Below are 13,954 nucleotides of genomic sequence, written 5' to 3'. Positions count from 1 at the left end.
ACGGACTGGTTCTGCGCGAACCACGCCGTGAAGGACTTCCACTCCTGGCCCGAGCCGATCGCGGCCGGCATCAGGTCGGAGGCGTCGAAGCGGAAGGTCGCCGACGGGTCCGTCAGGTACTTCGCCGAGAGCTGGTCGATCGGGTCGGTGTAGATGGACGGGTCCACGCCCTGGTTCGCCGAGACCCAGCCGGTGGCCTGCTTGATGCGGCTCTCCGCCCACTCCGTCGTCGACAGGTAGTTCTGCACGGCCTGCACCTCGGGCCGGCTGCTGAAGGCCGCCAGGAACTCGCCGCCGCCCTCGACCGGGGTCGGGACGGACGAGTCCACCGGCGGGAGCTTGAACGCGAAGATGTCGCCGGTCGGGCTGATCGTCGTGCCCTTGGGCCACTGCGCCTCGTAGAACGAGGCCTGCTGCAGCATCGAGCACTTGCCGCTGAGGATCGGCGTCCCCGCGTCCTGGAAGGTGGTGGAGGCGATGGAGGTGACGTCGCCGATGCCGCCGTTGACCCAGGCGGGGTTGTGCATCCAGTTCTGCACGACGTTCATCGAGTCGATGATCTGCGGGTCGGAGAACTTGATCTGGTGGCTGACCCACTTGTCGTAGACGTCACCGCCGTACTTGCCGAGGACGACCTCCTCGACCCAGTCGGTGGCCGGCCAGCCGGTCGCCGTGCCGGAGCCGATGCCGCCGCACCACGGCTTGTTCTTGCCCGCCTTGGCGATCTTGTCGCTGAGCGCCATCAGGTCGGCCCACGTCGTCGGCACGGTGTACCCGGCCGCGGCGAAGGCCTTCGGCGAGTACCAGACAAGCGACTTCATGTTGGCGCTCATCGGCGCCGCGTAGAAGGTGCCGTTGACCGAGCCGTAGGACTTCCAGATCGCGCTCCACTTGCTCTCGTTGGCGACGGTCTGGGCCGGCGGCTTGACCACCTTGCCGGTCTTGACCATCTGCTGGAGCAGACCGGGCTGCGGGATGATCGCCAGGTCCGGGGCGTTGCCACCGCTGACGCGGACCGGGAGCTGGGACTCAAAGTCGTTCGAGCCCACGTAGGAGATCTTGATCCCGGTGCAGGAGCTGAACTTCGCCCAGGAGCGTTCCAGCGCGTCGGATTCGGGACTCAGAATGGAGGCGAACATGGTGACTGTGGTGCCCGAGTGGCCCGCGTAGGCCTGGTAGGGAGCACAGTCGCCCGTCAGTGTCGGTGTCGCGGAGGCCGAGCCTCCGTTGCTGCTGGAGGAATTGGAGCAGCCCGCGAGCAGGGTCAGCGCGGCGGCTGCTCCCACTGCGACGGCGCGGCGTCCGGACAGGGTGGATCTCCGCATTGCGTGCCTCCAAGAGGGTGGACCGGGTGCGCGCCTTGCAAGTTCTTTCAGAGATACAGGACCATAACGTGACGGCAAGACCGGGCCAAGGGGTCGTGCCGCATTCAGATCTTGTATTACAGCAAGGCTCGAGGGGCCCACGGCGACAGCCGTGGGCCCCTCGACGTTCAAGCCGGACTCAGCGCATCGACCCGGTCCGCAGCAGCGTGCGGATGACCCGCATCGCGACGCTGAGGTTGGCCAGGTCGTACGACTCCGACGTCCTTATGTCGTCGAGCGTGGTCCTAGCGCGGTTGACCAGGGTCGCGTTCGCCTCGGCCCAGGCCCGGAACCGCTCCTCCGGCGTCGCGCCAGGCTCGCCGTGGGCCAGCAGGTCCGCGGTGAGGGTGGCGTGGGCCGCGAAGAGGTCCTCGCGGATGGCCGCGCGGGCCATCGACTGCCAGCGGTCGGTGCGGGGCAGCTCGATGATCCGGTCCAGCAGCTCGGTGATCTGCAGGCGCGAACCGAGGTCGTAGTAGACCTCCGCGACCTCCAGCACGTCGTCGCCGGTGCGGTCGGCCGTCTCGATGATGTCCAGCGACGGGAACACCGAGGAGAGACCGGCGCACTTGACCGCCAGCTCCTCCGGCACGCCGGCCTCGATCAGCTCTGCGCGCACGGACTCGAACCACGTCAGGTCCGAGCCGCGGACCAGCTCCGGAACCTTGCTCCAGACCAGGTTGGCCCGCTCGCGGAAGACCGCGATCGTCTCGGCAATGTCGAGCGGCTGGCGCCGGTTGTTGAGCAGCCAGCGGGTGGCGCGCTCGATCAGGCGGCGGGCGTGCAGGCGCATCCGCGTCTGGACCTCGGCCGGGACCTTGTTGTCCAGCGCCTCGATCTCCTGCCAGATGCCCTTGAGGTCGAAGATCGCGCGGGCCGCGGTGTGCGAGCGCACGACCTCCTCGTAGGTGGCGCCCGTCTCCTCACGGAGCCGGAAGGCGAAGGTCATGCCGCCGCGGTTGATGGTCTCGTTGACCACGACCGTGGTGATGATCTCGCGGCTCAGCGCGTGCGCGTCGATCTGGCTCTCGAACTTCTCCTGCAGCTGCGGCGGGAAGTACCGGTGCAGCTTGCCGCGCAGGTACGGGTCGTCCGGCAGGTCCGAGGCCAGGATCTCGTCGGCCAGGGTGATCTTCGTGTAGGCGAGCAGCACCGCCAGCTCGGGCTGGGTCAGGCCGCGCCCGGCCGCCGCACGCTCGCGCATCTGCGCGCCCGTCGGCAGGAACTCCAGCGCCCGGTTGAGGTGGCCCTCGGCCGTCAGGCGACGCATCAGCCGCTGGTGCACGTTGACCATGCTCGGCGCCTGCGAGGAGGCGTTGGCCAGGGCCACGTTCTGGTCGTAGTTGTTCGTCAGAACGTGCTCGCCGACCTGGTCGGTCATCTCGGCCAGCAGCGCGTTGCGCTGCTTGACCGTCATGTCCCCGTCGGTGACGACCTGGTTGAGCAGGATCTTGATGTTCACCTCGTGGTCCGAGGTGTCCACGCCCGCCGAGTTGTCGATGGCGTCGGTGTTGACCTTGCCGCCCTCGCCGCCGTTGCCGAGGCTGGCGAACTCGATGCGGCCGAGCTGGGTCGCGCCCAGGTTGCCGCCCTCGCCGAGGACCTTGACCCGCAACTCGCCGCCGTTGACGCGGATCGCGTCGTTGGCCTTGTCGCCGACCTCGACGTTGTTCTCCGCCGCGGCCTTGACGTAGGTGCCGATGCCGCCGTTCCACAACAGGTCGACCGGGGCGAGCAGGATCGTCTTCATCAGCTCGGCCGGGGTGAGCCGGGAGATGCCCGCCTCGATGCCCAGCGCCTCGCGCATCTGCGGAGTGATGTTGATCGACTTGGCGCTGCGCGGGAAGACGCCGCCACCGGCCGAGATCAGCTTGGTGTCGTAGTCCGCCCAGGAGCTGCGCGGCAGGTCGAACATCCGCTTGCGCTCGGCGAAGGAGCTCGCCGAGTCCGGGTTCGGGTCCACGAAGATGTGGCGGTGGTCGAAGGCGGCCACCAGCCGGATGTGCTCGCTGAGCAGCATGCCGTTGCCGAAGACGTCGCCGGACATGTCGCCGACGCCGACGACGGTGAAGTCCTCGTTCTGGGTGTCGTGGCCCAGCTCGCGGAAGTGGCGCTTGACCGACTCCCACGCGCCGCGGGCGGTGATGCCCATGCCCTTGTGGTCGTAGCCGGCCGAGCCGCCGGAGGCGAACGCGTCGCCCAGCCAGAAGCCGTAGTCGACCGCCACGCCGTTGGCGATGTCGGAGAAGGTCGCGGTGCCCTTGTCGGCGGCGACGACCAGGTAGGTGTCGTCACCGTCGTGGCGGACCACGTCCTTCGGCGGCACGACCTCGCCGCCGACCAGGTTGTCGGTGATGTCGAGCAGGCCGGAGATGAAGGTCTTGTAGGAGGAGATGCCCTCCTCCAGCCAGGCCTGGCGGTCGACCGTCGGGTCCGGCAGCTGCTTGGCGAAGAAACCGCCCTTGGAGCCGACCGGCACGATGACGGTGTTCTTCACCATCTGCGCCTTGACCAGGCCGAGGACCTCGGTGCGGAAGTCCTCACGGCGGTCGGACCAGCGCAGGCCGCCTCGGGCCACCTTGCCGAAGCGCAGGTGCACGCCCTCGACCTGCGGCGAGTAGACCCAGATCTCGAACGCGGGGCGCGGGGCCGGCAGGTCCGGGATGGCCTGCGGGTCGAACTTCATCGAGACGTAGGCGTGCGGGGCGCCCGCCTCGTCGCGCTGGAAGAAGTTGGTGCGCAGGGTGGCCTTGATCAGCGACAGGAAGGAGCGCAGGATGCGGTCCTCGTCGAGGCTGACGACCTGGTCCAGCGCGCCGTCCAGCTCCTCCAGCAGACCCTCGATCAGCTCGGCGGCGCTGTGCGTGTGCGCGGGCGACATGCGGGCCTCGAAGAGGTTCACCAGCAGGCGCGTCACGTGCACGTTGTTGAGGAGCGCGTCCTCCATGTAGTCCTGCGAGAAGGCGACGCCCGCCTGGCGCAGGTACTTGGCGTAGGCGCGCAGCACCATGGCCTGACGCCAGGTCAGACCGGAGCGCAGCACCAGGGAGTTGAAGCCGTCGTTCTCGGCCTTGAGGGTCCAGACGGCGGCGAAGGCCTCCTGGAACCGCTCGCGGCTCTCGTCGGTGATGGTGTCGGCGACCTCGGCGCGCAGCTTCAGGCCGAAGTCGTAGACCCAGGCCACCGTGCCGTCGGTGCGGCGCAGCTCGTAGGGGTGCTCGTCGAGCACCTCGACGCCCAGGCGGGACAGGACCGGCAGCACCTCGGTCAGCGAGACCGAGCCGCCCTCCCAGTAGATCTTGAAGCGACGCTCGTCGTCCTCGGCGTCGACCGGCTGGTAGAGGTTCAGCCGGAAGTCGCCGGCGCCGCTGAGCGACTCCAGCTGGCGCAGGTCGGCGACGCCGGTGGCCGGGGTGAAGTCGGCGCGGTAGCCGTCCGGGAAGGCGTTGTTGTAGCGACGGGCCGCCTCGGCCGCGCGCTCCTCGCCGCACTCGCGGACCAGCACCTCGTTGAAGCCGTCCGCCCAGGAGCGGGCGGTCTCGGCCAGCTTGGCCTCGAGCCGGTCGATGTCCTGCTCGGTCAGGTGCGGCAGCTCGGTGCCGGACGGGACGCGGATGACGAAGTGCAGCCGGGCCAGGACCGACTCGGTGTTCCACGCGGTGTAGTCGATCGCCGAGCCGCCCAGCTCCTGCATCAGCAGGTCCATCAGGCGCAGTCGGACGCGGGTGGTGTAGCGGTCACGCGGCAGGTAGACCAGTGCGGAGAAGTAGCGGCCGTACTCGTCCTGGCGCAGGAACAGGCGCAGCTTGCGGCGCTCCTGCAGGTACAGGACGGAGTGCGCGATGGAGAGCAGCTCGTCGGCCGGGGTCTGGAAGAGCTCGTCGCGCGGGTAGGTCTCCAGGATCTGGAGCAGGTCGCGGCCGTCGTGGCTCTCGGCGCTGAAGCCGGACTTCTCCAGCACCTCCTGCACCTTGCGGCGGACGACCGGGACGCGGTTGACCGACTCGGTGTAGGCGGCGGCGGAGAAGAGGCCGAGGAAGCGGCGCTCGCCGACGACGTTGCCCGCGGCGTCGAACTTCTTGACGCCGACGTAGTCGAGGTAGGACGGGCGGTGCACGGTGGCACGGCTGTTGGCCTTGGTCAGCACCAGCAGCTTCTGCTCGCGGGCCTTGGCGCGGGCCGGCGCGGTCAGGCGGCCGAAGGCGGAGGAGTCGCCGGTCTTCGGGTCGGAGCGCAGGATGCCGAGGCCGGTGCCGGCGAGCGCGTGCAGCGCGTCCTCGCCGTCCGGGGTCTGCACCAGGTCGTACTCGCGGTAGCCGAGGAAGGTGAAGTGGTCGTCGGCGAGCCAGCGCAGCAGGTCCCAGGTCTCCGCGACCTCCTGCTCGTCGAGGCCGGTCGGCGGGGTCTCGCGCAGCTCGTCGGCGAGGCGCAGCGCCGACTCCCGCATCTTGCCCCAGTCCTCGACGACCTCGCGCACGTCGCCGAGGACCCGGCGCAGGTCCGTCTCGATGGCGCGCAGGTCGTCGCGGTCGGTCTCGCGGTCGATCTCGATGTGCATCCAGGACTCGACCAGCGCGTCGGCCGGACGCTCCTTGGCGCAGGCGTCGACGTCGAGGATCTCGATCAGCTTGCCGGTGATGTCACGGCGGACGACCATCTGCGGGTGGATCACGACATGGATGCCGCGGTCCTGGCGGGTGAGCTCCTGGGTGACCGAGTCGACCAGGAACGGCATGTCGTCGGTGACGATCTCCACGACCGTGTGGCCGCAGGACCAGCTGTTCTCCTCGACGGTCGGGGTGTACACCCGGACCTCGACGGCGCCCTGCGGACGCTTGGCTGCGAGTCGGTGGTGGGACGCCGCCGCTCCGTAGACGTCGACCGGGTCCCGCTCGAGGAGGTCCTCGGGGGCCGTGTGCAGGTAGTAGTGCTTCAGGTACGAGGCAAGGGCGCCGTTGCCGAGCGCCTCCCCCTGAGCCGCCTTGCTGAGCAGTTCGGCCTTAGCTGCGTCCAGCTGGGTCTGCATGACTATCTGGCTCCTGTCGCGCGCCGTTGCGTGACCTGGTGGGTGCGGTTACATGGATCTGCATGGAGTTGCGCATGATCCACCGGGTCTGTCCCTATCCTCCCTCATTGCGAGGGATGCTCGGTCCGCTCCCGGTGGTTCCGGTCGAGCCTAACTTGGGTAAGAGACCCTGTCCCGGGCCGATTCGGTGCACTGCGTCAGGATCTTTGGTACCGCCTGTACGACTTGTCCAAGGGGCGTTCAAACTTCCTCTACCCCATCGAGGGATAGCGGTGGTCGGTCGGGGGTAGAAGGGTCTCCTTGATCGAACGCGTGGACGTCCATCGCAGCAGGTTCTGCTCGGCGCCCGCCTTGTCGTTGGTGCCCGACGCCCGCCCGCCGCCGAAGGGCTGCCGGCCGACGACGGCCCCCGTCGGCTTGTCGTTGACGTAGAAGTTCCCGGCGCTGAACCGCAGCCGGTCCGTGGCCCGCGCGATCGCGGCGCGCTCCTGGGCGACGACCGCGCCGGTCAGCGCGTAGGGCGAGGTGGTGTCCACCAGCTCCAGCGTCTGCTCCCAGCGCGCGTCGTCGTAGACGTGGACGGCCAGGACCGGGCCGAACAGCTCGGTGGAGAAGAGCTCCTGGCGCGGGTCCGTGCCGGTGATCACCGTGGGCTCGACGAACCAGCCGATGGCGTCGTCGCTGTGCCCGCCGACGACGATGTCCAGGCTGTGCACGTCGCGGGCGCGGGCGATCGCCCCCGCGTTCTTGGCGTAGGCGCGGTCGTCGATCAGCGCCCCCATGAAGTTGGACAGGTCGGACACATCGCCCACCGCGAGGGCCCGTACCTCGTCGAGGAAGTCGGACTTCATCGTCTGCCAGACGCTGCGCGGAATGTACGCACGGGAGGCCGCGGAGCACTTCTGGCCCTGATACTCGAACGCGCCCCGGATCAGCGCCGTCCGCAGCACCGCGGGGTCGGCGCTCGGGTGGGCGAGCACGAAGTCCTTGCCCCCGGTCTCGCCGACCAGCCGCGGATAGCCCGCGTAGCGGCCGATGTTCTGCCCGACCTGCCCCCACAGCGCCTGGAACGTCGCCGTCGAGCCGGTGAAGTGGATCCCGGCCAGCGCCCGGTGCGCCAGCGCCACCTCGGAGACGGCCTGCCCGTCCCCCGTCACCATGTTGATCACCCCGGGCGGCAGCCCCGCCGCCTCCAGCACCCGCATCACGTACCAGGCGGAGAGCGTCTGCGTCGGCGACGGCTTCCAGACGACGGTGTTGCCCATCAGCGCCGGCGCCGTCGGCAGGTTGCCCGCGATGGCCGTGAAGTTGAACGGCGTGATCGCGCAGACGAAGCCCTCCAGCGGCCGGTGGTCCATCCGGTTCCACACCCCGGGACCGCTGACCGGCTGCTCGGCGAGGATCCGGCGGGCGAAGTGCACGTTCCAGCGCCAGAAGTCGACCAGCTCGCAGGGCGCGTCGATCTCGGCCTGCTGCGCCGTCTTGGACTGCCCCAGCATCGTCGCCGCCGCGACCGTCTCCCGGAAGGGACCGGCCAGCAGCTCCGCCGCCTTGAGGAAGACCGCCGCCCGGTCGTCGAAGGAGAGCGCCCGCCAGGCCGGCGCGGCCTTCAGGGCCGCCTCGACCGCCCGACCCACGTCCTCGGCCGTGGCGTTGCCCAGCACGCCCAGCCGCGCGGAGCGATGGTGCGGCTGCACCACGTCGACCCGCTCCCCACCGCCCAGCCGCTGCGCGCCGCCGATCGTCATGGTCAGCCGGGTGTCCGTGGCCGTGGCCAGCTCCGCCAACCGCGCCTCCAGCCGGGCCCGTTCCGGGCTGCCGGGGGCGTAGCTGTGGACCGGCTCGTTCAGCGGCTCCGGAACGTGCGTGATTGCGTCCATTTCTGACATACAGTCATCATGCGACCAGCTGCTCCGCCAGAGAGACAGCCTCGGCCAGAGTGTCGGCCACCGGCACCCCGACGCGCGACAGCTCGCGGCGCGACCCGGCGCCGCCCGTGTACAGCACCGCCCGCACGCCCGCCTCGGCGGCGGCCACGGCGTCGTCCGGCACGTCCCCGATCAGCACCGTGCGCCCCGGATCCACCGCACCGCCCAGCGCGGCGAGATGGCGCACCAGGTACTGCCCCTTGCCCGTCGTGCCCGAGGTTCCGTCCCGGCCGTCGACCCGGCGGAAGTGACCGTCGATCCCGAAGCTGTGCACCAGCGGCACCAGCTCCTCGTGCCCGTACATCGACAGCAGCGACTGCGACTGCTGCGCCACCAGCAGCTCCATGGCCCCGGCCGTCAGACCGCAGGCGTCGCGCAGGGCGGTGTAGTGGCTGTGGAAGACGGCGTCCATCCGCTCCCACTCCGTCGGCGAGGGCATCCGGCCGAGCCGGTCGGCGTAGCAGTCGATCACCGGGACCCGGTACCAGTCGCGGTACTCCTCGACCGTCATCGGCGGCAGACCGAGCTCGCCGAAGGCGGCGTTGCTCGCGTCGACGACCGCGGATATGTCGTCGAAGAGGGTGCCGTTCCAGTCCCAGACGATGTGTGGTGCGTGCATGAGCAGGACGTTATCCGGTGCGTCTGACAGTCACGGCAACAGCCCGGGAATCTCCTGGGTCGCGAACCAGAGCAGCTCGTGGTCCTCCGCTCCGTCCACGGTGAAGCGCGCGTCCTCGTCGCCCTCGTCCGCCGCGGGCAGCGCGAGCGCGGCCGCGGCGATGTCCGCGAGCACCTCCGCGTCGTCCGCGTCGGCGTGCACGGCCGCGGCCTTCGCCAGCTGCAGCGGCTCGTTCAGGAGCACCGCACCGAGCGCGGCGGCCTCCTCGTGCTCGGCGTGCACGTTCAGCGCGACCGCGCCGTCCGGCACGTCCGCCGCCACGACCACCCGCCGCCGCGGCGCGTCCGCCTCCTCCGCCAGCATCCGCAGCGACGCCTGGGCGGCGCGCACCAGCGCGGCGTACTCCAGCTCCTCGATGTCGTCGCTGAGATACCACTCGCGCAGCGCCGGCGTCACCGCGTACGCCCGCAACGGCGGCGGCGCGACGGCGCCGTCGGCGTGGGCCTTGGCGAGACCGGTCAGGGTGAGGGGCACGTAGACGCGCATGCGCACAGGATAATCCGTCAACGACACCCGACGCCGACGGTCGCTCAACGTAACCGATTGAGTGGCCTTTGGTAGCCCTCCGTGATCGACCGCCGATCGACTCCTCTGGAATCGCCGCAGGTCAGGACGGCATTTTCACTCGGATAAGTGATTCTTCCGGGGCCCGCTCCGGCTCTCCGGCGCTCCTTGTCGGCGCACCCTGGCTCGGATACACGTCTGCCATGACGACGCACACCGGCAACGTCCGTATCGGCCGCATCCACGGTGTCGGCGCACGGCGCCGGCCGACGCCGTGCACGACGCCGCAGAACCCGCTGGCGCGTGCCTACGCGCAGCGGCTGCTGGAGGTCCTGAGCGGCAAGCGCCCGCAGGAGCAGTTGCTCGCCTTCGCGACGGAGGACGTCTACGACCGGGTCCGCACCCTCCGCGCCCTCGGCTGCCTGCGCGCGGCCGCGCTCCAACGGGTCTTCGACTCCACCCCACGCCCGGACGCCCTCGAAGTCACCGCCCTCTTCCACGTCGGCGACCGCACCGAAACCCTCGCCTTCCGCCTGGAGTGCCGGGCCCTCCGGCGCAGCCAGAACGTGACATGGCGCTTCACGGCCCTGGAATCACGATGGTGAGTTGCACTACTCAGGGGCGCGGGGAACTGCGCGAGCAACCACCTTGTGCGGATGGCCCTGCTCAGCGCGGCGACTCACCACGCGGGTGGCTTGTCGCGCAGTTCCTCGCGCCCCTGGGGTAGGTGCACCTACTTCTTGCGGCGGCGGCCGCCCTTGGCGGCCTTGCGGCGCTCGGCGCGGGTGAGGCCGTCGCCGTCCTCGGGCTCGTCCTCGAGGCCCATGGCGATGTCGGTCTCCACGATGCCGTCGGCCGTGTCGATCGTCGGCGCCTTGTAGTGCAGGCGGTCCGGACGCTGCGGAGCGTCCAGGCCCTTGGCATGGATCTCCGGGGCCGGCACGGCGTCCGCGACGGGGACCTCCTCCACCTGCTGCTCGACCTGGACCTCCAGGTTGAACAGGTAGGAGACGGACTCCTCCTTGATCCCGTCCATCATCGCGTTGAACATGTCGAAGCCCTCACGCTGGTACTCCACCAGCGGGTCGCGCTGCGCGAGAGCGCGCATGCCGATGCCCTCCTGGAGGTAGTCCATCTCGTAGAGGTGCTCGCGCCAGCGGCGGTCCAGGACCGAGAGCACGACCCGGCGCTCCAGCTCGCGCATGACCGTGTCGCCGAGCTGCTCCTCGCGCTCGACGTAGCGGGCGTGCACGTCGTCCTTGATCGCGTCGGCCAGCATGTCCGCGGTGATGCCGCTGCGGTCGCCGGCCTCGTCCTCGAGGTCCTCGACCTTGAGGGTGATCGGGTAGAGCTGGGCCCACGCGGTCCACAGCTTGTCCCAGTCCCACTCCTCGGCGAAGCCGTCCGCCGTGGCGTCGCGCACGTACGCGTCGACGGTGTCGTCGACGAAGTGGTCGATCTGCTCGTGCAGGTCCTCGCCCTCGAGCACGCGGCGGCGCTCGCCGTAGATGACCTCGCGCTGACGGTTGAGGACCTCGTCGTACTTGAGGACGTTCTTGCGGATCTCGAAGTTCTGCTGCTCGACCTGCGTCTGCGCCGAGGCGATGGCGCGGGTGACCATCTTCGACTCGATCGGCACGTCCTCCGGCACGTTGGCCATCGACAGCACGCGCTCGACCATGCCGGCCTTGAACAGGCGCATCAGGTCGTCGCCCAGCGACAGGTAGAAGCGGGACTCGCCCGGGTCGCCCTGACGGCCGGAACGACCGCGCAGCTGGTTGTCGATGCGACGCGACTCGTGGCGCTCGGTGCCCAGCACGTAGAGGCCGCCGAGGTCCTGGACCTCGGACTGCTCGGCCTTGACGGCGTCCTTGGCCTTGTCGAGCGCGCCGCCCCAGGCGGCCTCGTACTCGTCCGGGGTCTCCACCGGGGAGAGCCCGCGCTGGGCCAGCTCGGCCGCGGCCAGGTGCTCGGGGTTGCCGCCGAGCATGATGTCGGTGCCACGACCGGCCATGTTGGTGGCGACGGTCACGGCGCCCTTGCGGCCGGCCTGCGCGACGACGAGCGCCTCGCGCTCGTGGTTCTTGGCGTTCAGCACCTCGTGCGGGACGCCACGCTTGCGCAGCTCCTGCGAGAGGTACTCGGACTTCTCGACCGAGGTGGTGCCGACCAGGACCGGCTGGCCCTTCTCGTGGCGCACCACGATGTCGTCGACGACGGCGGCGAACTTGGCCGGCTCGGACTTGTAGATCAGGTCCGGCTGGTCGAGGCGCAGCGGCGTCTTGTTGGTCGGGATCGGTACCACGCCGAGCTTGTAGATCTGGTGGAACTCGGCGGCCTCGGTCGTCGCCGTACCGGTCATGCCGGAGAGCTTCTCGTAGAGGCGGAAGAAGTTCTGCAGGGTGATGGTGGCCAGGGTCTGGTTCTCGTTCTGGACCTCCACCCCCTCCTTGGCCTCGATCGCCTGGTGCATGCCCTCGTTGTAGCGACGGCCGGCGAGGATACGTCCGGTGTGCTCGTCGACGATCATGACTTCGCCGTTCATCACGACGTAGTCCTTGTCCGCCTTGTAGAGCTCCTTCGCCTTGATGGCGTTGTTCAGGAAGCCCACCAGCGGGGTGTTGGAGACGTCGTAGAGGTTGTCGATGCCCAGGTAGTCCTCGACCCGGGTGACACCGGTCTCCAGGATGCCGACGGTGCGCTTCTTCTCGTCGACCTCGTAGTCGCGGTCGATCTTCAGGCGCTGCACCATCTTGGCGAAGTCGCCGTACCACTTGGTGGCGGAGTCGGCCGGACCGGAGATGATCAGCGGGGTACGGGCCTCGTCGATGAGGATCGAGTCGACCTCGTCGACGACCGCGAAGTTGTGGCCACGCTGGACCAGCTCGTCCTTCGACCACGCCATGTTGTCGCGCAGGTAGTCGAAGCCGAACTCGTTGTTGGTGCCGTAGGTGATGTCGCAGCCGTACTGCTGGCGGCGCTCGGCCGGCGACATGTTCGCCAGGATGCAGCCGACCTCGAGGCCGAGGAAGCGGTGCACCCGGCCCATCCACTCCGAGTCGCGCTCGGCGAGGTAGTCGTTGGTCGTGATCAGGTGCACGCCCTTGCCGGACAGCGCGTTCAGGTACGTCGGCAGCGTGCCGACGAGGGTCTTGCCCTCGCCGGTGCGCATCTCGGCGACGTACCCGAGGTGCAGCGCGGCGCCACCCATCAGCTGCACGTCGTAGTGACGCTGGCCGAGGGTGCGCTTGGCCGCCTCGCGCACGGTGGCGAAGGCCTCAGGGAGGATGTCGTCCAGCGTCTCGCCGTCGGCCAGGCGCTCCCGGAATTCGTCGGTCATCGCGCGGAGCTCGGCGTCCGTGAGGTTGACGAAGTCCTCTTCGATGGAGTTGACCTGTTCTGCGATCTTGGAGAGCTTGCGAAGGATCTTCCCCTCGCCTGCACGCAGGATCTTGTCGAAGACGGACACGTGGGCTGGCTCCTTGCCTGGATGGACCGGGCGACTGTATCGGGCACCTTGTCTGGCTCGCAGTGGTAACGAATAGGCCACCGCGAGCCCATCGTATGCGAGGAGCCCGTGCTGCCGGGAGGTCCGTCAGCACAGCGCATGGTGTCGTCCGCGCGAGTGGCATTCTTTTTGCGTCGACAGCGGTCGAAATCGGACAGCGGGAAATCCCGCCTCAGCAAGTCTGACGCCATGCGTCCAGTTCCGGATGCTTACGGATCGCACTGATTCCCAGCCGTCGCGTCTGCGCGCAGAAGCCGGACGTCGGCACGGCGTACTCCGCGTCGAAGACGGGCTTGCCGGCGTTGACGAACGCGCTCAGCACCGGGCAGGTCCGCAGCTCCGCGCACTGCTCGTCCACGCCGTAGTCGAAGTCCGGTTGGAGCGCGGCGACCTGGTCGAAGTCGTTCTTCAACCCCACGGCCAGGCCCCGCTGGTGGGCGAGCCGCGCGACCGCGCGGTCGAAGGCGAGCTGGTCCGCGGCGGTGAGCGGGAACCCGGTGTCGTTCTCGTAGCCGTCCACGTTGTCCGGCTCGACCCCGTCGAAGCCCTTCGCCCGGCACTCGTCGAGCCGGTGCGCCAGCAGCGGCGTCAACAGGTCGATCCGCCGGATGTCCAGCCACCGCTCGTCCGGCCACCCGTCGAGCGCCTTGCCGAGCAACACCTTCGGGTACTTTCCCGCGTCCGGCCGATACGGTTCCCAGCTGCCCGCGTTGACGTAACAGACGACCCGCCGCCCGGCCCGGTGCAGCGCGGCGACGACGGACGCCGGGTTGTCGTCGGCGTCGATGTCGTAGACGTCGGCCGGCACGGACGTGTCGACGGGCGTGGTCAACTGCCACTGCCAGCTCAGCCCCGCGCTCGGGCGCCACCACCCGCCCCCGTCCTGCGCCGCGCCCGTGCGCGCTCCCCCGGCGGAGGCGGTCGCCCCACTCCCGGGCACGCCCC

Annotated in this window: 8 protein-coding genes; 1 reads left to right on the top strand and 7 read right to left on the bottom strand. The window is 69.4% G+C overall.

Going from position 1 to position 13,954, the window contains the following annotated elements; translation table 11 throughout:
• The 5 genes from DN069_RS00600 to DN069_RS00580 form a co-directional block, all read right to left on the bottom strand.
• Positions 1–1,325, bottom strand: a 1,325-nt coding sequence (locus DN069_RS00600; RefSeq protein ID WP_111498685.1) for an ABC transporter substrate-binding protein, incomplete at its 3' end; no start/stop codon positions are given.
• 178 nt (positions 1,326–1,503) lie between these two features.
• On the bottom strand, positions 1,504–6,390 hold the full coding sequence (locus tag DN069_RS00595) for an NAD-glutamate dehydrogenase (protein WP_111498682.1): 4,887 nt from the start codon (positions 6,388–6,390) through the stop codon (positions 1,504–1,506).
• A gap of 251 nt (positions 6,391–6,641) precedes the next feature.
• The gene (gene pruA / locus DN069_RS00590) at positions 6,642–8,270 is read right to left on the bottom strand and encodes an L-glutamate gamma-semialdehyde dehydrogenase (protein ID WP_111498681.1); all 1,629 of its coding nucleotides are present in this window, start codon (positions 8,268–8,270) and stop codon (positions 6,642–6,644) included.
• A gap of 16 nt (positions 8,271–8,286) precedes the next feature.
• Positions 8,287–8,937: an HAD family hydrolase gene (locus tag DN069_RS00585; protein ID WP_111498680.1), complete on the bottom strand. Its 651-nt coding sequence runs from the start codon at positions 8,935–8,937 to the stop codon at positions 8,287–8,289.
• Positions 8,938–8,967: 30 nt separating this feature from the next.
• Positions 8,968–9,483, bottom strand: a complete 516-nt coding sequence (locus DN069_RS00580; RefSeq protein WP_111498684.1) for a DUF6912 family protein — start codon at positions 9,481–9,483, stop codon at positions 8,968–8,970.
• A gap of 221 nt (positions 9,484–9,704) precedes the next feature.
• Between DN069_RS00580 and DN069_RS39750 the strand changes: the two genes are divergently transcribed.
• Positions 9,705–10,106: an Rv3235 family protein gene (locus DN069_RS39750; RefSeq protein WP_111498679.1), complete on the top strand. Its 402-nt coding sequence runs from the start codon at positions 9,705–9,707 to the stop codon at positions 10,104–10,106.
• 128 nt (positions 10,107–10,234) lie between these two features.
• On the opposite strand, the gene secA is transcribed toward DN069_RS39750, so the two are convergent.
• Positions 10,235–12,970, bottom strand: a complete 2,736-nt coding sequence (secA, locus tag DN069_RS00570) for a preprotein translocase subunit SecA (RefSeq protein ID WP_111498678.1) — start codon at positions 12,968–12,970, stop codon at positions 10,235–10,237.
• Between the two features lie 211 nt (positions 12,971–13,181).
• Positions 13,182–13,954: endo alpha-1,4 polygalactosaminidase (locus tag DN069_RS00565; protein WP_341538427.1), on the bottom strand; the 773-nt coding region annotated here is incomplete at its 5' end.

This window comes from Streptacidiphilus pinicola (assembly GCF_003258295.1).
Lineage (GTDB): Bacteria > Actinomycetota > Actinomycetes > Streptomycetales > Streptomycetaceae > Streptacidiphilus > Streptacidiphilus pinicola.
The sequence above is the reverse complement of the archived record's forward strand: the minus strand, read 5'-3'. Positions and strand labels throughout refer to the sequence as shown.

Excerpts from the sequence above, each read along its gene's own strand:
- DN069_RS00595 (WP_111498682.1), bottom strand. The coding sequence starts at position 6,390 with ATGCAGACCCAGCTGGACGCAGCTAAGGCCGAACTGCTCAGCAAGGCG.
- pruA (WP_111498681.1), bottom strand. The coding sequence starts at position 8,270 with ATGGACGCAATCACGCACGTTCCGGAGCCGCTGAACGAGCCGGTCCAC.
- DN069_RS39750 (WP_111498679.1), top strand. The coding sequence starts at position 9,705 with ATGACGACGCACACCGGCAACGTCCGTATCGGCCGCATCCACGGTGTC.
- DN069_RS00585 (WP_111498680.1), bottom strand. The coding sequence starts at position 8,937 with ATGCACGCACCACACATCGTCTGGGACTGGAACGGCACCCTCTTCGAC.
- DN069_RS00580 (WP_111498684.1), bottom strand. The coding sequence starts at position 9,483 with ATGCGCGTCTACGTGCCCCTCACCCTGACCGGTCTCGCCAAGGCCCAC.